23 protein-coding genes and 1 pseudogene are annotated in these 24,568 nt (G+C 72.8%); 14 read left to right on the top strand and 10 right to left on the bottom strand.

Annotated elements, in window-relative coordinates:
• The first annotated feature begins 29 nt into the window (after positions 1-29).
• Complete coding sequence (locus DQ392_RS08050; RefSeq protein WP_114014825.1) at positions 30-302, top strand: hypothetical protein; 273 nt, start codon at positions 30-32, stop codon at positions 300-302.
• 73 nt (positions 303-375) lie between these two features.
• On the opposite strand, the gene DQ392_RS08055 is transcribed toward DQ392_RS08050, so the two are convergent.
• Complete coding sequence (locus DQ392_RS08055) at positions 376-570, bottom strand: hypothetical protein (RefSeq protein WP_114014826.1); 195 nt, start codon at positions 568-570, stop codon at positions 376-378.
• A 153-nt stretch (positions 571-723) separates the two neighbouring features.
• Positions 724-2,340, bottom strand: a complete 1,617-nt coding sequence (locus DQ392_RS08060; RefSeq protein ID WP_245981258.1) for a hypothetical protein — start codon at positions 2,338-2,340, stop codon at positions 724-726.
• Between the two features lie 711 nt (positions 2,341-3,051).
• On the opposite strand from DQ392_RS08060, the gene DQ392_RS08065 reads away from it, so the two are divergent.
• From DQ392_RS08065 to DQ392_RS08080, 4 genes are all read left to right on the top strand, one after another.
• On the top strand, positions 3,052-3,432 hold the full coding sequence (locus DQ392_RS08065; RefSeq protein WP_245981259.1) for a hypothetical protein: 381 nt from the start codon (positions 3,052-3,054) through the stop codon (positions 3,430-3,432).
• 197 nt (positions 3,433-3,629) lie between these two features.
• Entirely contained in the window at positions 3,630-4,331 is a 702-nt protein-coding gene (locus DQ392_RS08070) for a DUF5134 domain-containing protein (protein ID WP_342774919.1), read from the top strand.
• A gap of 89 nt (positions 4,332-4,420) precedes the next feature.
• Complete coding sequence (locus DQ392_RS08075; protein ID WP_114014828.1) at positions 4,421-5,359, top strand: M56 family metallopeptidase; 939 nt, start codon at positions 4,421-4,423, stop codon at positions 5,357-5,359.
• 131 nt (positions 5,360-5,490) lie between these two features.
• Positions 5,491-6,201: a phosphatase PAP2 family protein gene (locus tag DQ392_RS08080; protein WP_181856327.1), complete on the top strand. Its 711-nt coding sequence runs from the start codon at positions 5,491-5,493 to the stop codon at positions 6,199-6,201.
• A 27-nt stretch (positions 6,202-6,228) separates the two neighbouring features.
• On the opposite strand, the gene DQ392_RS08085 is transcribed toward DQ392_RS08080, so the two are convergent.
• Positions 6,229-7,035 (bottom strand): SAM-dependent methyltransferase, encoded by an 807-nt coding sequence (locus DQ392_RS08085; RefSeq protein WP_114014830.1) that lies wholly within the window; start codon positions 7,033-7,035, stop codon positions 6,229-6,231.
• A 247-nt stretch (positions 7,036-7,282) separates the two neighbouring features.
• Between DQ392_RS08085 and DQ392_RS08090 the strand changes: the two genes are divergently transcribed.
• Complete coding sequence (locus DQ392_RS08090; RefSeq protein ID WP_114014831.1) at positions 7,283-7,981, top strand: TetR/AcrR family transcriptional regulator; 699 nt, start codon at positions 7,283-7,285, stop codon at positions 7,979-7,981.
• Positions 7,982-8,203: 222 nt separating this feature from the next.
• On the opposite strand, the gene DQ392_RS08095 is transcribed toward DQ392_RS08090, so the two are convergent.
• Positions 8,204-8,863 (bottom strand): DUF6214 family protein, encoded by a 660-nt coding sequence (locus DQ392_RS08095; RefSeq protein ID WP_245981260.1) that lies wholly within the window; start codon positions 8,861-8,863, stop codon positions 8,204-8,206.
• A 235-nt stretch (positions 8,864-9,098) separates the two neighbouring features.
• On the opposite strand from DQ392_RS08095, the gene DQ392_RS08100 reads away from it, so the two are divergent.
• The 4 genes from DQ392_RS08100 to DQ392_RS08115 all read left to right on the top strand — a co-directional run bounded on the left by DQ392_RS08100 (position 9,099) and on the right by DQ392_RS08115 (position 13,356).
• Positions 9,099-10,208: a WD40/YVTN/BNR-like repeat-containing protein gene (locus DQ392_RS08100; protein WP_114014832.1), complete on the top strand. Its 1,110-nt coding sequence runs from the start codon at positions 9,099-9,101 to the stop codon at positions 10,206-10,208.
• 81 nt (positions 10,209-10,289) lie between these two features.
• A complete protein-coding gene (locus tag DQ392_RS08105; RefSeq protein WP_114014833.1) occupies positions 10,290-10,967 on the top strand; it encodes a uracil-DNA glycosylase in 678 nt (225 codons plus the stop codon).
• Positions 10,964-12,127: an N-acetylglucosamine kinase gene (locus DQ392_RS08110; protein WP_114014834.1), complete on the top strand. Its 1,164-nt coding sequence runs from the start codon at positions 10,964-10,966 to the stop codon at positions 12,125-12,127. Before DQ392_RS08105 ends, DQ392_RS08110 begins: the two co-directional genes overlap by 4 nt.
• A 233-nt stretch (positions 12,128-12,360) precedes the next feature.
• Complete coding sequence (locus DQ392_RS08115) at positions 12,361-13,356, top strand: sirohydrochlorin chelatase (protein ID WP_114014835.1); 996 nt, start codon at positions 12,361-12,363, stop codon at positions 13,354-13,356.
• 236 nt (positions 13,357-13,592) lie between these two features.
• On the opposite strand, the gene DQ392_RS08120 is transcribed toward DQ392_RS08115, so the two are convergent.
• Positions 13,593-14,690 carry a lactonase family protein gene (locus DQ392_RS08120; RefSeq protein WP_114014836.1) on the bottom strand — a complete coding sequence of 366 codons (1,098 nt, stop codon included), beginning with the start codon at positions 14,688-14,690 and terminating at the stop codon, positions 13,593-13,595.
• 159 nt (positions 14,691-14,849) lie between these two features.
• Positions 14,850-16,457 carry a CocE/NonD family hydrolase gene (locus tag DQ392_RS08125; protein ID WP_114015010.1) on the bottom strand — a complete coding sequence of 536 codons (1,608 nt, stop codon included), beginning with the start codon at positions 16,455-16,457 and terminating at the stop codon, positions 14,850-14,852.
• 248 nt (positions 16,458-16,705) lie between these two features.
• Between DQ392_RS08125 and DQ392_RS08130 the strand changes: the two genes are divergently transcribed.
• Positions 16,706-17,422, top strand: coding sequence for a TetR/AcrR family transcriptional regulator C-terminal domain-containing protein (locus tag DQ392_RS08130; protein ID WP_114014837.1), 717 nt, complete (start codon positions 16,706-16,708; stop codon positions 17,420-17,422).
• 31 nt (positions 17,423-17,453) lie between these two features.
• Here DQ392_RS08130 and DQ392_RS08135 read toward each other — a convergent pair whose 3' ends face one another.
• On the bottom strand, positions 17,454-17,942 hold the full coding sequence (locus DQ392_RS08135; RefSeq protein WP_245981277.1) for a nucleoside deaminase: 489 nt from the start codon (positions 17,940-17,942) through the stop codon (positions 17,454-17,456).
• 355 nt (positions 17,943-18,297) lie between these two features.
• Here DQ392_RS08135 and DQ392_RS36150 point away from each other — a divergent pair.
• Positions 18,298-18,485: pseudogene (locus DQ392_RS36150) on the top strand (response regulator transcription factor); the annotation flags it as partial.
• Positions 18,486-18,578: 93 nt separating this feature from the next.
• On the opposite strand, the gene DQ392_RS08140 reads toward DQ392_RS36150, so the two are convergent.
• The 3 genes from DQ392_RS08140 to DQ392_RS08150 form a co-directional block, all read right to left on the bottom strand.
• Entirely contained in the window at positions 18,579-19,934 is a 1,356-nt protein-coding gene (locus DQ392_RS08140) for an MFS transporter (RefSeq protein WP_114014839.1), read from the bottom strand.
• Between the two features lie 21 nt (positions 19,935-19,955).
• On the bottom strand, positions 19,956-21,551 hold the full coding sequence (locus DQ392_RS08145; protein ID WP_114014840.1) for an acetate--CoA ligase: 1,596 nt from the start codon (positions 21,549-21,551) through the stop codon (positions 19,956-19,958).
• A 92-nt stretch (positions 21,552-21,643) separates the two neighbouring features.
• Complete coding sequence (locus DQ392_RS08150; RefSeq protein WP_114014841.1) at positions 21,644-22,444, bottom strand: enoyl-CoA hydratase/isomerase family protein; 801 nt, start codon at positions 22,442-22,444, stop codon at positions 21,644-21,646.
• Positions 22,445-22,632: 188 nt separating this feature from the next.
• Here DQ392_RS08150 and DQ392_RS08155 point away from each other — a divergent pair, with 188 nt between their 5' ends.
• Together DQ392_RS08155 and DQ392_RS08160 are read left to right on the top strand one after the other, a co-directional pair.
• Positions 22,633-23,595, top strand: coding sequence for a LysR family transcriptional regulator (locus DQ392_RS08155; protein WP_114014842.1), 963 nt, complete (start codon positions 22,633-22,635; stop codon positions 23,593-23,595).
• Positions 23,596-23,761: 166 nt separating this feature from the next.
• Positions 23,762-24,457 (top strand): HAD family hydrolase, encoded by a 696-nt coding sequence (locus DQ392_RS08160; protein WP_245981261.1) that lies wholly within the window; start codon positions 23,762-23,764, stop codon positions 24,455-24,457.
• The last annotated feature ends 111 nt before the right edge of the window (positions 24,458-24,568 follow it).

Consider the following 24,568-nt stretch of genomic DNA (forward strand, 5'->3'; position numbering starts at 1 on the left):
CACCGACCAGGGACCCGAGAGGGGACGCCATGACACCGCACGAGACACCACGGGGCCACGACCCGCACCAGGCCGCCGTGGACCGTGCGAACACCGCGCTCCAGACGCACACTCTGACCGAGGGCTGGCGGAACAGCCCCAGCCAGACCCTGGGCCGCGTCCTGGCCGACCTGCTGCACTGGTGCGACGACACACAACGGGACTTCGACGCCGCCCTGGCCCGCGCCCGACGGCAACACGCCGCCGAAGCCGGCGGCGGCCCCCTCCAGCCGCGCGAGGCGGTCGACGGCGAGTCACCGTGAGGTGCGGACGGTAGCGGCTCACCGGGCCGCGGGGGCGGGGCACTTCGCGGCCCCGCGCCCGCGGCCCCAGGTGTCAGCGCCCGCCCGAGCCGACGACGCCACCCAGCAACTTGTCCAGCACCGTGCCGGCGGCCTGCAAAGTCGCCTGCTCGCGTGGGGTCAACTCGTCGGGCTGGTCCTGCGGCGCGTCAGCGGCCGCGGCGGACCCGGCCGCGAGGACGGTCGCCGTGAACACGATGGCCAGGGTGAGAGCCGGGCGACGGAACATGCACACTCCTGCGGTACGTGACGAACGGGTGCGCTTCCCACCCTCGGCGAGGCGGCCGCGTGCGCGGGGACGGCTGGCCCGGGCTCCTGCGAACGGACCACCCACGCCACCCTTGCGGCCGCCCCGACGGCGGGAACACAAGGGGCGACGCTCTCAGTGGTCGACGCCCCCCAGCAGGTGATCCATCCGCTCCTCCAGGAGTCGCACCGCGCCGGGCTGGCGGCCCGGGACCCGTCGCCGGAGGACGACGAGCTCCGGCACCAGCTCACGAGCGGCCTCCACGTTCTCCACGCGCAGACGCTCCCACTGGTGGTGCGCCCTGTCGACGGCGCCCTCCACATCGGAGGAGTCGTCCGCCTCCCCCAGCTCCAGCCGACCGCGAGCCACCCACATCCACAACTCGCAGCTGCGCGCCGGCGCCCCGGCCAAGCGTGCCAGGTCGGCGCGGACCTCCACCCAGTGCAAGACACCCTCGGAGCCGGGGCCTTCGGTCTGCTCGGCGGTCCTCTGCCAGGCCACGGCGATCCCCTCGGCCTCCTCATGGCGTCCTGCCCGCGCGGCGGTCATGATCGCCGCGTGCGGGTCCTCCCTGTCCTGGGCCGGGAGGACGGCGGCCTCCTCCACGGGGGGAGGTATCGAGGCCGGGGCGTGCGGTCGCACGACCTCGGGCGGTGCGACGGAACGGGTCTCCGCGTCCGGCACGGTGGACGGAGGGGCGCCTTCCGGCGGCGCGAAGGACTGAGTATCCGCGGGCCGTTGTACGTCCGTGTGCCGCGGTACGTCCGAGGGCTGTTGTGCTTCCGTGGACCACGGTACGTCCGTGGGCCGGCGTGCGTCCTGTACCGGGCGTGTGTCCTGTACCGAACGCGGCGGCGGCTCCGCCCCGTTCACCGGCTGCGAGGCGCCCGTCCCGGACGGGAGGGGAGCGGCGCTGGGCGTCCACGGCGGAAGACCCTCGTGGGTCTGCGGGGCCCAGCCGTTCTGCGCGGAGGGCGACTGCCAGGGCTGGTGCCCGTTCTCCGCACTCCCCGCGGGGGCGCCCTGGCTGCCCACGGGGGCGGCCGGTTCGGCTGTCGTAGGGGCCACGAAGACGGCCTGGTGTCCCTCCGTCGCGTGGGAGGCGGAAGCGGCCCGTTCGTGCAACTCGGCGAAGGGCATACGGCCACCCGCCCGCCACATGCGTACGCACTCCTGGAGATAGGTGGGCTCCGTCGGGACGGTGCCGCCCCGCAGCCGCCGCCACTTCGACTCGCGGCCCTGCCGCACGACGCGCCCGAACACACCGACCCCGTAAGCGTCCGGCAACCCGCCGGCCCTGACGGTCTCCCACACATCGGCTTCCGCCGCCACGTCCAGCAGAACCGTCGTCGATCCGGTGGGGCGTATCGCCAACTCCCCGACGAGCCACTCCCACGGCAGCCCGCTGTAGCGCACTGCCGCCGATCCCTGTCCTGGGGCCCCCAGACCGATGTGCAGTCCACCCTTGCGGGGGTCCTTGCGCAGCTCGCCCACGATCAGCACCAACAGCCGGCCCGAAACCCCCGCGACCAGGCGGACACGGGCCAGCACCATCTGCGGGTCCACCGGGCCGACCAGCTCGACGACGTCCACGCCGCCCCGTACGGCGCCGCCGCCGTGTCCGGTCGCACCCGCCAGGACTCCGCCCCACGAGACACCGCCCAGGCCGGCCACCACCACGCCGACGTCCATCAGCCCTCCGCCGACGCCCGCCACCACCAGCACGCCGTCGCCCGCGGCTTCGGAGCCCACACCCGGTACCGACACCAAAACCCCCCACACACCAAAAACCTATAGAACACGGACAGTTAGCAGCCGACGACACCGACGGACGGCGGAGCCCCGGACCTTGCCGACAGCAACCTCCAAACCTTCGGCAACGGACTCCAATTCAACACGACGCGCTGCCCCTGGGCGATCCGGACGGCCCCGTGAACCGACCGGGAACCGCCGCGGACGGGGACCGGGCGCGACCGCGGGGGTGGATTCGGACGCCGCACCGGTTCGCCACCCCATCGAGTGAATTCCGCCGGGACGCCCGCCCGGACAGCTCTCCGGACTGCGGCGACGAAGAATCGCGAGCAACGAAAGGAAGGCTGCTCGGTACGATCAGATTCTTCCTCTTGTTCACCTCGTACGCTCACATCCGAAAAGAAGCGGGAACCATTTCACCGCACTGGCTCGTTGTCCGACTGTCGGCGAACCGCGCCGACGCCGCGTGCAATTGCCGATGAATTTGCACACGGCATCCACTCATGGCGGACCACCGACCCGGACCTGTAGCTTCCGGCGGAAGGGGGACCGCGACGGAGGGGATGGGAGGGGAAGAGAACGTTGAGCGTTCGGATGCCCTCGCCGTGCGAACAACGCGGCTCAGCAAAATCGGCTGCCGGGAAATGCGCGCACACGCAATCCGCCCGGCAGCGGAACGGCCCGGAGACCCGGTCGGAGGACGGTTGCGGCGTGCCGGTGGAGTTCGCCGCTTTCTGCGCGCTGTACCGGACCCGGTATCTGCAGTACGCGCACAGCCGCCTGGCCGACCTGCCGACAGCGGACGTCGCGGTGCGTACCGCGTTCGCTCAGCTGGCGGAGCAGTGGGACCAGGCGCTGCGCAGCCCGCACACCAACGCCTACGCCTGGCGCCTGCTCAACCGGCACATCAGCGCCCTCGAGGGGGCAGCAGACGACGCCGGCGGGGAAGCAGCACGCCCGAAGGGACACGGAGTCGGCCGCTCGCTCCTGCCCGACCACACCAACGAGACCCGCATCCTCCACCAGGACCTGGGCATTCCGTTCGTGGAGGCCACCGAGATGATGGGACACGTCTCCCCGCGACCACGCTGAGCCACCCGCCCCTGCCACCCGCCCCTTCACAAGGCTCTGCTCCACCGCTGCGCCCCACTGCACCCGTGCGCTCCCGTGTACGGGGACGGCGGCGGGCAGTCTGTCCACGAGCAAGGAGGGGGAGCGCCCCGGCGGGTAAGGGCGGCACCCCGCGAGCGAGGGGGTGAGCGATGCACGGTTCCGCCACGGTCGCTTGGTTGCTGGCGGCTCTCTGCGCGGTGACGGGCGCCTCTTGCGTGCTGCGCGCACGAGGGGCGGGCCACCGGCAACGTGCCGACGCGGGCGGCGAGGCAGCGATGGGCTTCGGTATGGCGGTCATGGCCGTCCCGCTGCTGTGGAGCGTGCCACCCACGGTGCGCTCTCTTCTGGCGTGGGGCTTCGCCGCGGCCTTCGGCGCACTCCTGGCACACGGCGCGTGGCGGGCGACGTCCAGCGGTCGCGGGGACAGGGCCCGCTACGGGAAGAGGTCCTGGCGCGGGGAGAGAGTGAGCGACCGGGACGGGAGACGGTCCCGGCACGGAGGTCCGCGTCAGCACGTGCACCATCTGGTCGGCGGAGCGGCGATATTGTACATGTCGGTGGTCATGGCCCTCGGCACGGCGGGCGCGTCGGGCTCCGCCCATGCGGCGTCCGCCTCGCCCCACTCCGCTCACTCCGCGCCCGGAGGTGTGCCCGTCGTCACGGCGCTGCTGCTGGCCTACTTCGCGATGTACGCGCTCTGGACGGCCGCGCGGCTGATGCCCGCCGCGACGGACCGGGGGGCCGCGGGGGTGGCAGGCGGAAGAGAGGGCGGCACCGTGGGCGTGCCCGCCGCTGACCTGATGCGGCAGGCGGGAATCGCCGCGGGGTGCAGGCTGGCGATGGCCACGGGGATGTTCGCCATGCTGATCACGCTGTGACGGGCGAAACGCGCCCCCACAGTGAGCCGCGTCACTTCTTCACCGCCGGACGTATCACTGTCTCGTAACGGCCTCTTAGGCTGAGCGGCATGACGGTCCCGCTCGCGTTGATGGTGCTCGCCCTGCTCGCCGCGGGCCTGGCGCCGCGCGTACTGACCCGCTCCTCCTGGCCCGACCGTGAGCCCGTGCTCGCCCTGTGGGCGTGGCAGTGCCTGGTGGGTGCGGTGCTGTTGTGCTGCGGGCTGGCGATGGCACTCTCCGGTGCCGCCGCCTTCGCGGTGGTGCGCAGCCATGTCTTCGCCGGGGCCCCCGACGGGGTGGTGCGGGTGTACACGTCCAGTGCGTACGCGCCGTGGGCCGGAGCGCTGTGCCTGTTGCTCGCCTGCGGGGGTGCGTGGACCGGCGCCATGCTGCTGCGGGAGATCAAGGACGCGCGGACAAGGCGCCGCAAGCGCCGCGCGGAGCTGCGCGAGCGCGTGCCGAGGCTGCCGGGTGAGCCGGCGGCCTCCAGCGAGCGGCTGGTCGTGCTGGAGGAGGAGAGGCCGGACGCGTGGTGGCTGCCGGGTGCCACACCGCAACTGGTCATCACGACCGCGGCGCTGCGGCGGCTCAAGGGACGACAGTTGGACGCCGTGCTGGAACACGAGCAGGGGCACGCGCGGGCCCGCCACGACTGGCTTCTGCACTGTTCGTCCGCGCTGGCCACCGGGTTCTCCCGGGTGCCGGTGTTCGCCTCTTTCCGCGATCAGGTGCACCGCCTGGTGGAACTGGCCGCCGACGACGCCGCGTCCCGCCGGTGCGGCCGGCTGACCATCGCGCTGGCGCTCGTGGAGCTCAACGAGGGCCGAGGGGTCTTCGGCCCCTGTTCCACACCGGTCGCCATGGTGCCGCAGCGCGTCCACCGGCTGCTGACGCCCGCTCCCCGGCTGCCGGTCAGCCGCCGGGTGCGGATGACCGCCGTGGCCTCCTTCGTGCCTGTCGTCCCGCTCCTCGTCGCGTTCGTCCCCGGCCTCTCGGCTCTGCGCTAGCCCCCCGTTCCCCCTCAGGGGTTCCGCTCGGTCCCTGGCCCCGGCCGCTGGTGGTCCGGTGCGCGGAGGGGAGGGTGAGGGACGCGCGGGGGACTTGCCCCGTGGCCGGTGACAGGGGCGATGATCGGCGCATGCGTGGTCCGATCCGACAGAGCTCTCCCGGCGCCTGGCAGGCCGCAGTGGCGGCCGCGCTGGGAGCCGCCGCCGTCCTGCTGATCGTCTTGGCCCTGCTGCCGTGGCAGCCGCTCGCCACCCTCGACACGGATGTGGCCTCCGCGCTGCACGCGGCGGCGCTCGACAACCCGGGGGTCACCCGTGCCAACCGGGTGCTGAGCGACTGGGTGTGGGATCCGTGGGCCTTCCGGCTGCTGGTGGCCGTCGTGGTGGGGTGGCTGCTGTGGCGCGGAGAGCGTCCGTTGGGCTGGTGGCTGGCCGGCACCGTGCTGGTCGGTTCCGGGCTCCAGCAGGGTCTCAAGGCGGCGCTGGCCAGGGAGAGGCCGCAGTGGCGGGAACCGGTCGACTCCGCGCACTACGCCGCCATGCCGTCGGGGCACACGATGACCGCCGCGCTGGTGTGCGTGGTGCTCCTGTGGCTCTGGCGCGAGCGGGGGCTGCCCGCCGGGGAGACGCGGTGGCGCTCCGCGGCGGTCGTGGCGTGCGTGTTCGTCGCCGGGGTGGCGTTCACCCGCGTGTGGCTGGGCGTGCACTGGCTGACGGACACCCTCGTGGGCGTCCTGCTCGGTACGGCGCTGGGGCTGGCCTCCGCAGCCGCGTGGGCGGCCCTGCGCGCCGGAGAGAGGCTGCCCGCCCCCTCGGCCGGTAACGCGCCGCGGGAGCGGTAGGGCACCGCGGGATCGGCAGCGCGGGGCTCAGGGCTTCCTGGCGACGCCCCCGACGTTGTCGACCTCGTCGGGTTCGCCGAACGGAAGGGCCTCGGGACGCCACCGGGTGACGGAGACCAGTCCGGGTTCGAGGATGTCGAGCCCGTCGAAGAAACGGCCGATCTCGTCCCGGGTGCGGTTGACGCGGGGGTTGTCGCTGGTGCGGTTCCACTCGCGCACCATCGCGCGCACCGCTTCGGGGTTGGCGACCTCGGCCGAGTCGCTGAAGACCAGGTGGCTGCCGGACGGAAGGGCGTCCAGCAGACGGCCGACCACCTCGTAGGCGCTCTCGTCGGTGATGTGGGCGGCCACACCGAGCAGGATCAGGGCGACGGGCCGCTCGAAGTCGAGGGTGGCGGCGGCTCCGCTGAGAATGGCGTCGGGCTCGCGCAGGTCCGCGTCGATGTAGTGGGTGACGCCCTCGGGCGTGCTGGTCAGCAGGGCACGGGCGTGGGTGAGGACCAGAGGGTCGTGGTCGACGTAGACGATCCGCGCCTCGGGCGCGACACGCTGGGCCACCTCGTGGGTGTTGTCGACCGTGGGCAGCCCCGTGCCGACGTCGAGGAACTGCCGGATGCCGACCTCGCCCGCCAGATGCCTGACGGCGCGGCACAGGAAGGCGCGCTGCGCCCGCGCGGTGGTCACGATCCCGGGGTTGCTGCGGGCGATCTCGTCACCGACCTGGCGGTCGATGTCGTAGTGGTCCTTGCCGCCCAGCCAGTAGTTCCAGATCCGCGCCGAATGCGGCACCGTGTCGTCGATCTCTTCCGAGTCGGGCCCCAGGTGGTCCGCCATCGCTCTCCCCTGCTCTCCGCGCGTGCGCTGACGCTGTGTGCGCACTAACGTACCGTCGGCCCGGAGTTCGAGTGCCACACGGAGAAGCGACGTCCCGTTTCGCCCTGGTTGACGTCGATATCGGGGCGATCCCCCGCGTCGCCCCGATATCGACTGCTGCACCGGATGTCCCCGCACGAGGGGCGCGGACATCCGAAGACTCACTGAGTATATTGGCTGCCAGCCAGCCAACGCCAGGAGTTACAGCATGTCCCCTCGGAGCGCATCGGTCAATGAGGAGTTGCGCCGACGTTCGCGCGAACGCCTGCTACAGGCGACCGTCGAGCTGGTCGCCGAACACGGTTACGAGGCGACGACACTGGGTGCGATCGCCGACCGCGCGGGCTCGGCACGCGGCCTGATTTCGTACTATTTCTCAGGAAAGCGCGAGTTGTTCCAGTCCGCCGTGCACCGGCTGATGCACTTGACGCTGGCCGCGGCACTGGAGCGCGCGCCGCTGCCCGAAGAGCCGGGCAGCGGGGAGGAGACGCTGGCCCTCGCCATCGACGCCATCATGGGTCTGGCGCGTGACCACCCGGTGCTCATGCGCGCCCACATGGCGGGCATCCTCCAGCAGGAGGGGTTCGTCCAGTGCGACGAGCAGCGGCGCCTCGCGGCCCTGCTGCGCACGGCGGTGGCCCGCTACGGATCCCCCGACCCCGACCGCGACTACCCGCTGCTGCGCGCGAATCTCATGGGCTCCGTCGTCGCGGCACTCCTGCCGGGCGCTCCGATGCCGCTGGAGAGGCTGCGCGGAGAGCTGTTCACCCGGTACGGACTGGCCTGGGACCGGGGCACGCCGCCCGAGGGGCCCGGCGAGCGGGCGGACGGCGCCTCTTCCGCGGCTCTCATCCGGCAGTTGGGCCGTGTCACACCGTACGGCCAGGAGCCGCGCTCCAAGCCGTAGAGCACCGCGGAACAGCGGTGCCGCGGACGCCCTGGTCCGACAGCGGGCACGGTCCGCGCCCCCTGCTCGTACTCGCGCTCGTGTGGAGTCGGCTGAGCGCGCGGAAGAAAGCCGCGCTGTGCTCGTGCGGAAGCCACACTGCTGTGCTCGCGCGCCGGCCACGCCCGTGCGGCAGCCGCGCTGGACCGGACGACGGGGCAGGCGACGGGCACGGCGTCGCGTTCAGCGGCGGGCGTGCCGGGGCGGCAGCAGGCCGTCGTCGCGGGCGTCCGCGATGACGCGCAGGGACTTGCGGCGGCTGTGCCCGGTGAGCCGCATGACAGCCAGGACCGGGTCGGCGCCCTGCTGTCGGGCAGCGGCGTACGTCTCGGCCACCGCGCGCCGCGCCGCCTGGCCGCGAGGCCCCGGCGGTCGCCCACGGCCCCTCACCGGCGCGGGCGGCGGTGCGGCGAGCAGCACGCACTCTCCCGTCACCCACACGGTGGGAGCTTTCTGCGGAGGGCGGAGCGCGTCCGGGCACGCGTCCGCCAACGGCCCGTCCAGCCACGGCGTGAGTTCCGTCAGCGCCCGTGGCCTCAGCGGCGGATCGGCCCGCACCTCCTCGACGCGGATCGCGTCGTCCACGACAGCGGCGAGTACTTCCACCTGTGCACCGTCGGACAGGGTGAGACCGACGGCGTACCAGGGCGCCTGCCCGCTCGCGTCGTACGGCGCGGGGCACGCGCCGGTGCCGTGGCCCAGCAGCCGCCAGGCCGGACAGGACGGTCCTGGCGGCTCACCGTCCGGTGGCCCGGCGTCCGGCGGACAGCCGGAGGGTTCACGTGTGTGGTCACAGGAGGAGTGATCCGGCGAGCAGCGGGAGTACGGGGGTCTGTCCGACACGTCGCGGCACCGTAGTCCCGGACGCCCGGCGGCGTGCCCCGGCGCGCACGGGGTCCTTCGAGGGCACTCCTATCGACGGAGCCGCGGCAGCCCGAACGGCGCATCCCTGCCGCCGTACGGGGGCCGGTGTCTCGTGCACGGGCGCGCACTCCTCCGCTGCCGGGCCGGGATGTCAGTGGGCCGGTGCAGACTGAGCGGTACCTCAGGACAACGACGTCTCCAAGGTGGTGCCGACATGGCGGATGTGCTGCTCGCGGTAGGTACGAGAAAGGGCTTGTTCCTCGCCCGGCAGAAGGCCGGGCAGCGGGGTTCGGGCGACTGGGAGTTCACCGGCCCGCACTTCAACGCGCAGGCCGTGTACTCCCTCAGCGTCGACCGGCGCGGTCCGGGAGGGCCCCGGCTGCTGGCGGGAGGGGACAGCGCCCACTGGGGCCCCTCGGTCTTCCACTCCGACGACCTCGGCAAGACGTGGAAGGAGCCGGCCCGTCCGGCCATCACGTACCCGAAGGACACCGAAGCGTCCCTGGAGCGGGTGTGGCAGCTGCAACCTGGCGGCGCGGACGAGCCGGGTGTGGTCTACGCGGGGACGGAGCCGGGCGGCCTGTTCCGCTCGCAGGACGGCGGCGAGTCCTTCGAGCTGGTCCGCCCGCTGTGGGAGCATCCGACCCGGCGTGACTGGGTGCCGGGCGGCGGCGGGCTGGGGCTGCACACGATCCTGGTGGATCCGCGCGACTCCCGGCGGGTGACGGTGGCCGTCTCGACGGGCGGCGCCTACCGGACAGCGGACGGCGGAGCGAGCTGGGAGCCGTGCAACCGCGGGGTGTCGGCCGTCTTCCTCCCCGAGGGGCAGCGCTACCCGGAGTACGGGCAGTGTGTGCACAAGGTCGCACGCGACGCGGAGGACCCCGACAGGTTCTACCTGCAAAACCACTGGGGGGTCTTCCGCAGCGACGACGGCGCCGACACCTGGCAGTCGATCGGCGAGGGACTCCCCTCGGACTTCGGCTTCCCCGTGGCCGCCCACCCGCGCCGGGGCGGCGTGGCCTACCTCTTCCCGCTCAACGCGGACGCCGACCGGGTCCCCGCCGAGCACCACTGCCGCGTTCACCGTACGCAGGACGCGGGCGGCAGCTGGGAGGCGCTGGGCACCGGGCTGCCGCAGTCGGCGCACTACGGCCCGGTGCTGCGGGACGCGCTGTGCACCGACGACGCCGACCCGGCGGGCCTCTACTTCGGCAACCGCAATGGTGAGGTGTTCGCGAGCGCGGACGAGGGCGAGAGCTGGCGGCAGTTGGCCCGGCACCTGCCGGACGTGCTGTGTGTACGGGCGGCGGTGATCGACTGAGCGGCGGGGATGCGTGGGCGGAGCGTTCTCTCCGCCGGGTGGCGGCCCGGCCGGGCGGATGAGCCAGTAGAGTGACGGCTCGTGGCTGCACGACCGTTGAACGAGATTGTCGAACCGGGCTGGGCCAAGGCGCTGGAGCCGGTCGCCGAACGCATCGCCTCCATGGGCGAGTTCCTGCGCGCGGAGATCGCGGAGGGGAGGACGTATCTCCCCTCGGGAGCCAACGTCCTCAGAGCCTTTCAGCAACCGTTCGACGAGGTGCGCGTCCTCATCGTCGGCCAGGACCCTTACCCCACGCCGGGGCACGCGGTCGGTCTCTCCTTCTCGGTCGCGCCCGACGTGCGGCCGTTGCCGGGCAGCCTGGAGAACATCTTCCGGGAGATGAACAGCGACCTGGGTCTCCCCCGCCCTTCGAACGGCGATCTGACGCCCTGGACGCGACAGGGCGTGCTGCTGCTCAACAGGGCGCTGACCACGGCCCCGCGCAGGCCCGCCGCGCATCGCGGCAAGGGCTGGGAAGAGGTCACAGAACAGGCCATCCGGGCGCTGGTCGCGCGGGAGCGTCCTTTGGTGTCGGTGCTGTGGGGCAGGGACGCACGCAATCTGCGTCCCCTGCTGGGCGGCCTGCCCTCGGTGGAGTCCTCGCACCCCTCCCCCATGTCCGCTGACCGGGGCTTCTTCGGTTCGCGCCCGTTCAGCCGCGTCAACCAACTGCTGGCCCAGCAGGGTGCCGAGCCCGTGGACTGGCGCCTGCCGTGAGCACGGGGGCGGCCGGCGAGGGCACATGGGTGCTCGGGGTGGACTCGGGAGGGTCGGGGCTCCGGGTCGCCCTCGGGTGGCAGCAGGCGGACGTGAGGGCGAGTCCCCGGCCGGTGGGGAGTGTCACCTGTGCGGAGCCGGTCCGCACGAACGCCTCGGGCATCGATCCGGCGCACATGGCGGAGCAGTTGGTGCCCGCCGTGCGGACCTTGCTGGACGAGGCGGAGGCCCGGCCCGCGCCCGGCTCCGGGATCGCGGCCGCCGCCGGGGCCAGGCGCGCCCCACAGCCGCGGATCGCGGCGGCCTGTGTCGGCGCCGCGGGGATGGCCACGCTCGGCGACGGGCTGCGCGCCGAGTTGCCGGGTCTTTTGGCGCGGGAGTTCCGGGTACGCCGGTCGGCGCTCGCCGCCGACGCCGTGACGGCGTACGCGGGCGCGCTCGGCGAGCGGCCGGGGGCGGTGGTCGCGGCGGGCACCGGGATGATCGCCATGGGCACCGATCTGGCCACCTGGCGACGCGCCGACGGCTGGGGCCACCTGCTGGGCGACTGCGGCAGCGGCGCCTGGATCGGCCGCGCGGGCCTGGAAGCAGCCCTGCGCGCTCACGACGGACGAGCGGGTGGCTCGGCGGCGCTGCGGGACAGGGCGGAGTCCGTATTCGGAGCGCCCCTCAGCGGGCTGCCAGGCCGGCTGTACCCGCGCACCGACCGTCCCGCCGTGCTCGCCTCGTTCGCGCCGGAGGTGGCACGGTGCGCGGAGCGGGACCACGTGGCGGCGGGCATCCTGCGAGCGGCCGCCCGCGAGATCGCGGGCAGCGCCGTGGCCGTGTGCCCTTCCGGCGACGCCGCGTGCCCTGCCGACGACAAGGGACCCGTGCGTCCTTCCGGCGGCGAGGTGCCGGGTGAAGGGCCGCGGGAGGCGCGCGGGGTGACGCCCGTGCGCGTCGCCTTCACCGGTGGCCTGTTCGCCATGGGCGAGCCCCTCACCGAACCGCTGCGCAACGAGTTGGCCGAGCGGCTGCCGCAGGCCCGGGTGGTCGAGGCCGCGGGAGGCCCGCTGGACGGCGCGCTGCTGCTCGCGGGGCGCCTGGCCACAGGCGGTGTCGCGCTGCCGCCCGACCCGGCTCTGCTGCACCTCACGGACGCTCCTGGGGCCGCCTGAGGCAGGCTCCCGCCCGCCCCCGGCGGCGTCCGCCTGTGGGCGCTGGCCTGTCCTGCCGGATCGTCCTGCCACCTCCCGCGTGGCCCAACGGACACATCCGGTCGTAGACGGAGCAGCCTGGGGCAGGAAGAGTCAGAGAACAGCGCACTTCGACCCGGGCGAAACGGGACATACGCCCACCTGCCTCCCCCGGCCGAACAGCCGACCTCATCAAGGCATTAGCATGCGGGCGCATGAGCTCCCCCACAGGACCGGACAATGGCCTGCCCGTACGAATGCCACGTCCCCGCCGGCCCGGACGGCACCGCCGCCCGGAGCCCGTCGTCGCCCCCGAGGGCGCGCCGGCCCTGGTTTTGGCCGTCCCCGGCACCCCCTCCAGCGCCACGCGCAGCCTCGCGGAGGAGACGCTGAGCATCGCGCGCTCGGAGCTGCCCGGTCTCGACGCGCGGATCGGTTTCACCGACGGTGACGACGAGGAGTTCCCCACCATCCGCGCCGCCCTCACCTCGGCGGTGACCGACCGTGCGACCCGGATACGGTACGCGCGGGAGGCCCGCGAGATGTCGGCGGCGACCGCCGGCGGAGCGGCCGCGGAGGAGTCCGAGTCCCCCGTCACCGCCCCTGCCCGCGAGGAGGAGGACGGCCTGCCCGCCGTCGTCGTCCCGCTGCTGGCCGGACCGGACGCCGCCCAGCTGCGGCGCATCCGTCAGGAGGTGCTGGGCAGCGGCTCCGGAGCCGAGCTGACCGACGTCCTGGGGCCGCACCCGCTGCTCGCCGAAGCCGTTCACGTGCGGCTCTCCGAGGCGGGCCTGGCACGTGCCGACCGGGCCCGGCTCTTCACGGTGGCGACAGCGGCGGACGGCATCATCCTGGCCACCGTCGGCGGGGAGGAAGCCGTGCAGGCGGCCGGTATCACCGGCATGCTGCTGGCGGCCCGGCTGGCGGTGCCGGTACTCGCCGCGGCGCTCGACGACGAGGGCGCCATCCAGCACACGGCCGAACAGCTGCGCGGCTCGGGTTCGCAGAACCTGGCCGTCGCCCCGTGCCTGATCGGCCCGGAGATCGCTGACGGGCTGCTGGAGGCCGCCGCGCAGGAAGCGGGCTGCTCGACGGCGGAGCCGCTGGGTGCCTACCCCGCGCTGGGCAAGCTCGTGGCGTCCACGTTCGCGACCAAGGCCGGGATCGCCCAGCCGGAGGCAGCCCAGCAACAGGGCATGCCGGTGCGCTGAGCTGGCGGCACGGTCACCCGCCGCGAGGCGGGCGGCCCGCCACGCAGGGGTGGGCGGCCCGACGCGGGGCGGCTGAGCCCGGACGACGCAGCGGTCGCGCGTGCTGTGTGCGACAGAGGCGCCGTACCCGCGCGGAGACCCCTTTGGCGGGTACGGCGCCTCCGTCCGACCGGACATGGGCTTCTCTCAGCGCGGGTACGGCGCCCCCGCCCGGCGGTAAGGGACCATCCAGCCGGTCAGTCGAGAGGGACGTCGAAAACGACGCAGGAAGCGGCGGGAGCCGGCAGTGAGCCTCCTCGGTGCGGCATGCCGGTCTCGGGGTCCACGTCGAACCAGGTGACATCACCGGACCGTTCGTTGGCCGCGTACAGCCGGCCGCCCGCCGGGGGCGCGGCGAGATCGCGCGGCCAGTGGCCGCCGCACGGAACGGTGGCCGTGAGGACGGGCAGCTCATCCGCCGTCAGGTCGAGGACGGCGATGCTGTCGTCACCCCGGTTCGCGACCCAGGCGAAGCGTCCGTCGGGCGAGAGGACCAGCGCGGAGGGGTAGTTGTCCGGGCCCGTGCGTCCGGACGGCACGACCCGGCTCTCCCCCAGAGCCTCCAGCTCACCGGTCCCGCTGTGCCAACGGCAGGTCGTCACTGTCGAGTCCAGTTCGTTGACGACGTACACCCGTTCGCCTTCCGGCGGTTCCGCTGTCCGGCCGCTCGCCCCGGAGGCGAAAGCCAGATGGCGCGGGCCGGTTCCGGCGCGGAGCGGCACCTCGCGGTGGAGGCGGAGACCTGGGGGCGTGCCCCGCACGTCGTAGATCCACACCGAGTCGGTCCCCAGATCGGTGACGAGCAGCCACTGCCCCGACGGGTCGGGTACGACGGCGTGGGCGTGCGGCCCCTCCTGCCTGTCCGCGACGGGCCCGCTCCCGTGGTGCTGACGCGTGACGGGAGCAGGTCCCAGGCTGCCGTCGGCGCGCAGGGGCAGGGCGGTGACGCTCCCCGAGGTGTAGTTCGCCGTGAACAGACGGCCATCCGCAACACTCAGATGCGTGGGGCCTGCGGCGTCCACGGAAACGGTGCCTCCCAGAGGTTCGGGAGGCCCGTCATGGCGCGGGGAGAACGCCGCGGCACCGCCCTGGTCGCTCTCGCTGACCGCGTAGAGGGTTCTCCCTGCGGGGGCCAATGCGAGGAACGACGGGTCCGCGACGGCGCCTTCCGTGTGATGCAGCGGGGTGAGTGCCCCGGTGGCGGCGTCGAGGCCCGCCGTGGTGATACCGCGGCCTCCCGCGGAGGTGAACGATCCGATGTAGGCCCGTGCCCGGCGGTGTGTACCCTCGGCCATCGCGCTGCCCTTCGCCGCTCCGTCTGGGACAACGACGGTAACAGGTAGACGCATTTGGTCTGGACCAATCGTCGGCCGTGGGCTGCTCATGGACCGCTCGCCGGCCGCCGGCCATTGACTGCTCGCCGGCCGCCGGCCGTTTCCTGGAGGGCTGCCGCGTTACGCCGGCTCGGAGCTGGTCGGAAGTACCAGCGCCGAGTCCGCGTGGAGCGTCAGGTGCACCGGCGTGGCGGCGGTGGCGTCCAGCGGCGACTCACCTGTGCCGGGGCCGTGGGTGTAGCGCGGATGGGCGCCTCCGCTGATCTGCCAGCGTATGCGGTGACCGGCGGCGAAGCGGTGGGCTGTGGAGCTCATCGGCACGGTGGTCTGCGAGGACGACGCCCCTTCCGCCGTCCGTAGCCGGCGGAATCCGTCACAGACGTTGACAGAGCGGCCCTGTGGGTCCACATCGCACAGGCGGGTGAAGACATCGGCGTATCCGGTGTCCGTGGAGACGGTCACCCGTGCGCAGACGGGGCCCAGGATCTCGAGGGGCTCGGTCAGCGGCGGGCCGGTGAAGGTCACGACGTCGTCCCGGGCCTCCAGCGCGCGGTTGTCCCGGGGCCCTGCGGTGGGGGAGAGAGTCGGGCCCCCGAGAGAGGGGGTGGGGTCGGCAAGGTCGTGGCGGAACGCCGTCACGGGTGCGGAGTCCGTCGGGGCCTGCCGGGTGAGATGTCCGCCGGCGAGGGGATACCAGGCGGTGGCAGTCGTGGCCGGCGGCCAGTCGTCGAGATCCCGCCAGGTGTTCTCGCCGCTGAGGTGCACGCGCACCGCCGTGGGCCGCAGCCCGGAGGGATCGGCGTACAGGTGGGCACGCAGCCAGGCGAGGCTTTCGGCGAACACCTGCGGCCATCCGCGTTGCAGGGCGGACGTGTGTGTCCAGGGGCCGACGAGCAGGGTGGCCTCACATCCGGCCCGGCGCAGCCGGCCGTACTGCTCGAGGGTCTGGTCGGCCAGCGTGTCGTACCACCCGGTGATCAAAGCGGTGGGCACGCGCAGCCGCTCCGCCGACTGTGCCAACGACGCGCCTCGCCAGTAGGCGTCCTCGGCGTCCGGATGTGTCAGCGCGTCGTCCAGCCAGGGGATCTCGTCCCCGAGGGCCGACACGTAGGCCCCCCGCAACGGTTGCGTGGCGGTGACGTCGCGTACGCGGCGCTGGAGACGCAGTGTCGCCCTGAGGAACGGCGCCATGCCCTGGTGCTGGTAGTGGATGCCGACGGCCGCGGCGAGGGCGTTCTCCAGACGGAGCACACCGTCCGCGTGGAACAGGTCGTGGGGGTCGTGCAGCCCTACCTGCACCACCATCGCCTTCAGCTCCGGCGGTGGGTCCGAGGCCAGCGCCCCTTGCACGTAGCCCAGGTAACTGGGCCCGACGGTTCCCAGCACTCCGTTGAACCAGGGCTGTTCGCGCAGCCAGGACACGGTGGCCAGGCCGTCGGCGGCCTCGTTGCGCCACAGGTCGAACGCGCCGCCCGAACCGCCGGTGCCGCGGCAGCTTTGCAGGAGAACGTGGAAGCCTTGTTCGGCGAAGAGCAGGCCGTACTGCGGTGACCACGGCAGGCCTCGGCCGTACGGCGAGCGGACGAGGAGCGTGGGGAAGTCGCCCTGGGCGCGCGGGAAGTAGTGGTCAGCGATCAAGGGGCTGCCGTCGGCCGCCGGTACCACCAGCCCCGGTTCCCATCCGGCCTCGTGCTGTTTCGCCGGCAGTCCGCGCCAGGTCGCCCTCATCAGCCGGGAGGACAGTGGCGGCTTTCCGGTGGGTGGCGCCCAGGCCTGCCCCGCGACGGCTTCGGGCGTGCGTGATGACATCGTGCCCTCCTCTATTCTCGTACTACGTACGAGAATAGAGGATGCTTGGATGGTCTTCGCAAGAGCCGTCGCTCGACAGCCGGAGATCTCGACAGCCAGAGCCACTCGGCGGCGGGAAGCGCGCAGCGGCCGGAAGCACGCGGCAGCCAGGAAAGGAGAGCGGAACCGTGTCCCGTGACGGAAGGTCCGGTGCCGGCGGCGTCGATCCCGAAGAGCTCTGGTTGCGCCCCGGCGAGCCGCGCAGGGGCCGCAAACCTTCCTTCAGCCGTGCGGCGATCACCGCAGCCGCCGTCGCTCTCGCGGACACCCACGGGCTCGAGGTGGTCACCATGCGGCGGGTGGCCGCCGAGGTCGGCGCGGGCGTCATGTCGCTCTACAGCTACGCCCCCGACAAGGACACACTGCTCGAGCTGATGGTCGACCACGTCAGCGGCGAGCTCACGGCCACGGACCCGCCCAGCGGAGACTGGCGTGCCGATCTGAAGGCCGTGACCCACGTGCAGCGCGCCCACATGCTGCGCCACCCCTGGCTGCCCGCCGCCCTGCTCACCCACCGTGTCCCGGGCCCCAACACGCTGGCCTTCCTGGAACACGTGCTCGCCGTCCTGCGGCCCACCGGGCTGGACGGCGCGGCGAGGCTGGAGGTCTTCGCTCAGATCACCTCATTCGTGACGGGCCACGTCTCTCACGAGATCGCGCAGGCCGCGGTCTCACGGTCACCGGACAGGACCGCGGCCGAGGGCCGCTACCTCGCCGCTGTCGCGGCCGACGGCTGCCACCCGGAACTCGCCGAGGCCCTTGCGGCCCCCCGCCGCCCCCTCGCGCCCGACGCGACCTTCACCCGGTTCCTCAACCGCCTGATCGACGGCCTCGACACCGACTGATGCCACGCATCCGCGTGGCCCGCCCGGCACATCAGCTCTGGGACCGGCACCGGTGGAAACGGCGGTGCAGCTCGCGGAGTTCGTCCGCCAGGTCCGGGACAGGACCGCGCACCGGTACGTCGGGCAGCACCTCTTCGATCGCCAGCGGGCGGACGGGAGCAGCGGGAACGTCCCATGCGGCGAGCCACTCGGTGAGCTGAGCGGTGGAGTGCGCGTAGACGATACGGCCGAGCCCGGCCCAGCCGTGCGCGGCGGAGCACATCGCGCAGTGCTCACCTGAGGTGAACACCGTGGCGGCCGCCCGGTCCCGCGCGGTCAGGTGGTCGACGGCCCAGCGCGCCAGCGCGAACTCCGGGTGGCGAGTGCGGTCGTCGAGGCTGTGCACACGGTTCCGGTCCTCCGCGAGCGACTGGCCGTCGGCGCCGACCAGCACCGAGCCGAAGGGCTCGTCCCCTGCCGCGAGGGCCTCGGCGGCCAGCTCCACGGCCCTGTGCAGGTGAGACAGCTCGGCGGCGGTCAGCCCGGTCGGTTCACCAGCCGTTCCACCAGTCCCATCGGTCGGTTCGCCCGTCGTTCCATCGGTCGGTTCATCGGTCGTCAAGGTCGTACTCCTCGCCATACGGTCGGCCACCGTCCGAGCCCACCGCCCCGGCGAGGCCCGGACCGGGACCATGATCGTCCCAGCCTGCCAGGCACGGCACGCGCTCGCCCAGGACACCGCACGGAGCCGCTGACGTGTCCGCGGCAGCACCGCGATCGGCTCAGGGAGCCCGGCCGGGGCCGGCCGGCATACGAAGCTGCGGGCGGCACCGTCGAGTCAGCGCCCGTTGGTGAGCGCCGCGGCACCCGCCCGTGCGGACTTCTCGTCGAGCTTGCCGGCGCTCACCGACCGCGAGCGCGACATCCTTCGGCCAACTCGCGCGTGGCCTGTCCGACCGCGACATAGCCCAAGCCGTGTTCCGCAGCGAGGCCACCGTCGCGACGGCCGCATCCACGGCAGACTCGGCGTCGACACGCGTACCGCGCCCTCTCCGTCGCCACGGAGCAACGCGTCCTGCCGTAGCGCGGCTGCCCGGCGGCGGCACCAGCACGCAGGCCCGGGGCCGCGAGGGTACGAGGGCGGCGTTCCGTCCCTCGTACCCTCGCGGCAAGCCGCCTACTTCTCCAGCACGCTCGTCCGGGTGAGCGGCAGGTGCACGGTCTCCCGGAAGGAGAAGAGCACCACCAGGGCCGAGACGGCCGCCACGATCATCAGATAGAACCCGGGTGCGAGTGGGCTCCCGGCGAGCGAGACCACGCCCGTGGCCACGAACGGCGCGGTGCCGCCGAAGAGCACGTACGCGGCGGTGTATCCGATGGCCGAACCGCTCGCCCGCAACTGTCCGGGGAACATCTCGACCATCGCCGGTACGTTGGAGGTGCCGATGATCGCGACGAGGACGGCCAGAACCGTGGCTCCCACGACGGCTCCGGGCAGCCCGGTGCCGATCAGCCAGAAGGCCGGGAGAGTCGCCACAGCGAAGCCGCCGCAGGCCACCAGCAGCATCGGTTTGCGTCCGAAGCGGTCGCTGGCCGCTGCCATCAGCGGGCATGCCGCGCTGTAGGCGAGCATCGCCACCACGCTGGTGAGCATCGCCTCCGCCTTGCTGTAGCCGACCTCCTCCGACATGTAGGCGATCATGTAGCTGCTCATCAGGTAGTAGCCGATCGCGTTGGTGATGCTGTAGCCGAACAGCGTCAGCACCTGCCTGCGGCACACCCGCCACGCGTCCCGCAGCGGCGCCTTGTGCACCGCGTCGCGCTTCTCCATCGCCCGGAAGACCGGGGTGTCCTGGATCCGGCTGCGCAGGTAGAGGCCGATCAGACCGAGCGGCCCCGCCAGCAGGAACGGAACCCGCCAGCCCCAGCTGTTCAGCGCCGCCTCGTCGAGGGAGGAGGTGATGGCCAGGCCCGTCATGGCGCCCGCCACCGAGGCCAGGCCGACCGTGAGCGGGACGACGCTGGCGTAACGGGCACGGCGCCCGTCGGGGGCGTACTCCATGATGAAGGCCGCCGCACCGGTGTACTCGCCTCCGGTGGAGAAGCCCTGCACCGCGCGGAGCAGGAAGAGCAGTACGGGCGCGGTGAGGCCGAGTGTGGCGTAGCCGGGCAGCAGCCCGATCAGGAACGTCGAGCCGCTCATGCACAGCACGCTCAGCGCCAGCATGCGGTTGCGGCCGATCCGGTCGCCGTAGCGGCCGAAGAAGGCGGCACCCAGCGGGCGGGCGATGAAGCCGCCGGCGAAGACCGCCCAGGTGGCCAGGAGGGCGGCCGTCGGGTCGTACTGGGGGAAGAAGAGCCCGGCGATGGTGGCGGACATGATCGCGTACGCGCCGGAGTCGAACCACTCGACGAAGTTGCCGACGGCGGTGGCCGCGGTGACCTTGCGCCGCACCCCGCTCTCCTCGGCGGGGTCGGCCGTCTGCTTGGCGGGGGGTTCCTGCGGTGCCGGAATCCAGCGGTCCGTCGTCATGTCCGTCGTCCTCCTGGTCGGCTACGCGGCGTCGGGGTCGGCAGGGCTGGTGTCGCGTGCGCGCAGCGCGCCGCGCTGGATCTTTCCGGTCGCCGAGCGCGGCAGTTCGTCGGCGAACTCGACCAGTCGCGGGTAGGCGAACCGGGAGTGCGCGGCGCGGGCGAAGTCCGAGATCTCCCGTGCGAGCGCCTCGCTCGGCTCGTATCCGGGAGTCAGCTCGATCCAGGCCTTGACGGCCTGGCCGCGCACCGGGTCCGGCACTCCGACGACGCCCGCCTCGGCGACCGCGGGATGGTCCCGCAGCACCGCCTCCACCTCGTAGGGTCCGACGCGGTATCCGGACGTCTTGATGACGTCGTCGGTGCGGCCGAGGAACCAGAAGTAGCCGTCCTCGTCCATCACGGCCTGGTCCTTGGTCCGGTACCAGGTGCCGCCGAACGTCTCGGCGGCGGCCTCGGGCCGGTTCCAGTACCCCAGCGGGTACTGCGGGTTCGACCCGGCGCGCAGGCAGATCTCGCCGGGTTCTCCGACGGGCACCTCGCGGTCGTCCGCGTCCAGCAGCGCGACGTCCCAGCCGGGCAGGGGCCGGCCCATCGAGCCCGGCTTGACCGGAACGCCGGGGAAGTTTCCGAGCAGCGGGTACGACTCGGTGGAGCCGTAGTAGTCCAGCGGGGTCACGCCGAACTGGGCGCGGAACCACTCGATGAGTTCCGGGGTGAGCGGCTCGTTGGAGCAGCACACCACGCGCAGCACCTGCGGGTAGCGACTGCCCGCGTCCGGGACGGCCTGCATCATCTTACGCAAGAAGGTCGGGTTGACCAGGGCCGTCGTGACCCGGTTGCGGGACATCGCCGCCAGCAGCCCCTCCGGGTCGAAGCCGCCTGCCGGCCGGTGGACGAGGTGGACGGCGCCCGCACGCAGCGGCCCCATCAACTTGGCCATGGACCAGGCCCAGTCTCCGGCACCGTAGAACACGTCGCCGGGCCGCAGGTCGTGGCAGTACCGGAACTCGTTGTGCCCGAGCAGGGTGCGGTGGGCGTGCACGATGCCCTTGGCGGCGCCGGTGGTGCCGGAGGTGTAGAAGATGAGCGCCGGGTCGTCGGGCGCTGTGTCCGCGGTGTCGAACTCACGCGGCAGCGCGCCGATGGCGGGATCGTCGACGTTGACGACCGTGCCGGAGAAACCGCCGGCACGCTCCAGCGCGGCGGTCTCGGTCACCAGGACGGTGGCGCCCGAGTCGGCCAGCCTGTACCGGATCGGTTCGTCGGCCCACAGCAGGGACATCGTCACCAGGACGGCCCCCGTGCGCAGCACGCCGAGGTAGGTGGCGGGGGTGTCGGTGCGCTGCGGCAGCAGCACCGCCACCCGGTCGCCCTTGCGGACGCCGGTCCTGTGCAGCTCGGCGGCGATCTGCCGCGAGCGGTCCTGGACCCGCTGCCAGGTCACCTCCTCGCGGTGGCCGGTGTGGTCCTCGAAGATCAGCGCGAGCTTGTCTCCGGGGTGCCGGTCGGCGACGTCGGCCGCCATGTTGTAGCGCGCGGGCACGCTCCACCGGTGTTCCTCGACGAGCCTGCGGTAGGTGGCCTCCCCGGTGGACGGGGTGAGGCTGGTACTCATGGGGGTGGGGGTTCCTCTCATACAGATGAGCGCGACCGGTCTCGGGGATGACTGCGCCCTGTGCGGCAACCGGTGCCGGGCGGCGAGTTCGGTCAGCGGCGGCGGCCGGCCAGGAAGCGGGCCATCTCGCGCTGCGGCTCGCCCGTCGCGTAGGCGGCCGTGTGCACCTTCTTGGCCGCGGCGATCGCCTCGTCGAGCCCCGCGTCGTCCAGCTCGCGGATCCGGCCCTTGGTGAGAGCGACCGCGCCGGGCGGGAACTCCGCGAGCCGGGCGGCCTCGGCCAGCGCCTCCGCCCTGACCTCGTCCGCGGCGACGAGCCGGCTGAGCAGTCCGAGCCGCTGGGCCTCGGTGCCGTCCACGAGCCGCCCCGTGAGCGCGAACTCCGTGGTCTTCGCCCGGCCGAGGATGCCCCGCATGGCCCAGATGCCGGTGATGCTGGGGATACCGGAGAGCACTTCCGGCTGGCCCATCTTCACCTCGGCGTGACCGATGCGCAGATCGGCCAGGAGCGCGAACTGGAACCCCGATCCCGCGGCCACTCCGTTGACGGCGGCGACGGTGGGCTTCTCCAGCCCTCGCAGCACGCGGAAGAGGCGGCCGAAGTCGTCGATCCACGCTGCGGCCGCGGCGTGGTCGTCCGGGTCGATGGCGGCCGTCTCCGCGAGATCCTGGCCGGCGCAGAAGGCCCGGCCCGCGCCGGTGAGGACCACCGCGCGGCACTTCTCGTCGGCGCCCAGCGTCTCGAGCGCCGCGATCAGCTCCTCGCGCATCGGGCCGGTCCATGCGTTGAGCTTCTCCGGGCGGTTGAGCGTCACTTCCGCGACGAAGGTCTGGGTGGACGCGCCCTGTACCGGGTGCTCGTCGACGATGACGGTGCTGCTCGTCTCGGTCATGGAAGAAGGTGCCTTTCTCCGGGTGTGCCCACGCGGCGACGGACGCGCCGCAGCGCACGGTGAATCGGGGATGGGGGCGCATCGCCCGTGAACGGGCGTCCCGTGAGCAGTCATGCAAGCAGCGCGGGTCGGGCCCCGGCCAACACCAATGCGGACCCTCGGTGATATCGCAGCGATATGGTCCGGCCATGGAACTCCGTCACCTGCGCTATTTCGCCGTGCTGGCCGAGGAACTGCACTTCGGCAGAGCCGCGGACCGGCTGCACATGGCCCAGCCGCCGCTGTCGCAGCGCATCCGCGACCTGGAGCGCGAGATGGGGGTACGACTGTTCGACCGCACCCGGCACCGCGTCCAGCTCACCGAGGCGGGTGCGCTGCTGCTGGAGTACGTCAGGCCGGTACTGGTCGGGGTGGACAGCGCCCGTGAGGCGATGCGCCGGATCCGGCCCGGGGAGGCGGGGGTCCTGCGGGTGGGCGTACCGCCCGACACCACGCCCGTGGTGTTGCCGACGCTGACCGCGGGCCTCACCCGCCGGGTGCCGGACGTCCTGATCGACCTGCACGAGCTGACCACGGACGAGCAGCTTTCCCGGCTGCGAGAGGGGGAGTTGGACGCGGGCGTGGTCCGCCACCCCTCGGACACGATAGGTCTGGAATCCGGCCCGGTGGCGCGGCGTGAGCTGGGTGTCGTCCTGCCGGCGGACCACCCGCTGGCAGCCGGCACGGGCACCGCTTCCCGCGCGGTGCGCATGCGGGACCTCGACGGCGCACCGCTGGTCATCTTCCCCCGCGCGATGGCACCCCGGCTCTACGACCACATGCTCACCATCTGCCGCGACGAAGGGTTCCTCCCCGGTTCCATCCGCCACGCCCGCAACCCGAACTTCGTCCAGGGGCTCGTGCTGGCCGGGCGGGGTGTCCATCTGAACGAGCCCCCCGGCACGCCCCTGCCCGACGGGTTGGTCTGGCGGCGGTTGGAGGGGGCGCCGCTGGCCTGGCTCACGTCGGTCGTCTGGGTCCCGAGCCGCCACAACGAGACCATCGCCGCCTTCACCGAGGCCGTGTCGGAGGGACTGGCCGCGGCGGGTCACCACATGGAGGACCCTGCTGCTTCCGCGCCAGCTGTGTTCGAGCCGCCCGCCTCGGGCTGAGTCCGGGAGTGTGAAGGGCTGACGCGCTGGAGTGCTGAGGCACTGACGGGTTGAGGCGTTCAAGGGGTGACGCGCTGGGGGCCGCACCCCCCCCGGGCTTGCCTCGACAGGGCTGCGCCGAGGCCGGGCCCGACCGCCTTGCCCAGGGTTTGGCATGCTGGAGCGCATGAGCAGTCCCTCCGCCCGCCCGGCGGTCGTCTTCGACCTCGACGGCACACTCGTCGACAGTGAGCCGCACTACTACGAGGCGGGCAGGCAACTCCTGGCCGCGCACGGCGTGCCCCACTTCTCCTGGGAGGAGCACTCACGGTTCATCGGGATCGGCACCCGGGAGACCCTGGAGACCCTGCGCCGCGTGCACGGGCTGACGACTCCGGTGGACGAGCTGCTGGCGGAGAAGAACCGCCTCTACCTGCAACTGGCGCACTCGGGCACGGAGGTGTTCCCGGAGATGCGGAAACTGGTCGAGCGCCTGCACTCCGCCGGCGTTCCGCTGATTGTCGCCTCCGGGTCGTCGCGCGCCGCCATCGACGCCGTCCTCGGTGCGACGAGCCTCGATGCCCTGCTGCCGCTGCGCGTCTCGGCCGAGGAGGTGGCGCACGGCAAGCCGGAGCCGGACGTTTTCCTGGAGGCCGCGCGCAGGCTGGACGCCGAGCCGGCCGACTGCGTGGTCCTGGAGGATGCCACGCCCGGCGCTGAGGCGGCACACCGTGCCGGTATGCGGTGCGTCGCCATTCCCTACGTCCCCGCGACGGCGGAAGACCCGGCCTTCGCGAAGGCGGGTCTGCTGTTCGCGGGCGGACAGCGCGCGTTCGACGCCCAGGAGACCTACGACTGGATCACCGGCGGGACCTCACTCTGACCGTCCGGGACGCGCCGGTCTCGTCACCGGCCTGGAGCAGGTTCCGCGGGGGCGGAAAACGCGTGGCGCGCCGCGGAGACGGGCGGTACGGTCTCGGCGATGACTTCGCAT

It is taken from the genome of Streptomyces reniochalinae, from assembly GCF_003323735.1.
GTDB classification, from domain to species: domain Bacteria; phylum Actinomycetota; class Actinomycetes; order Streptomycetales; family Streptomycetaceae; genus Streptomyces; species Streptomyces reniochalinae.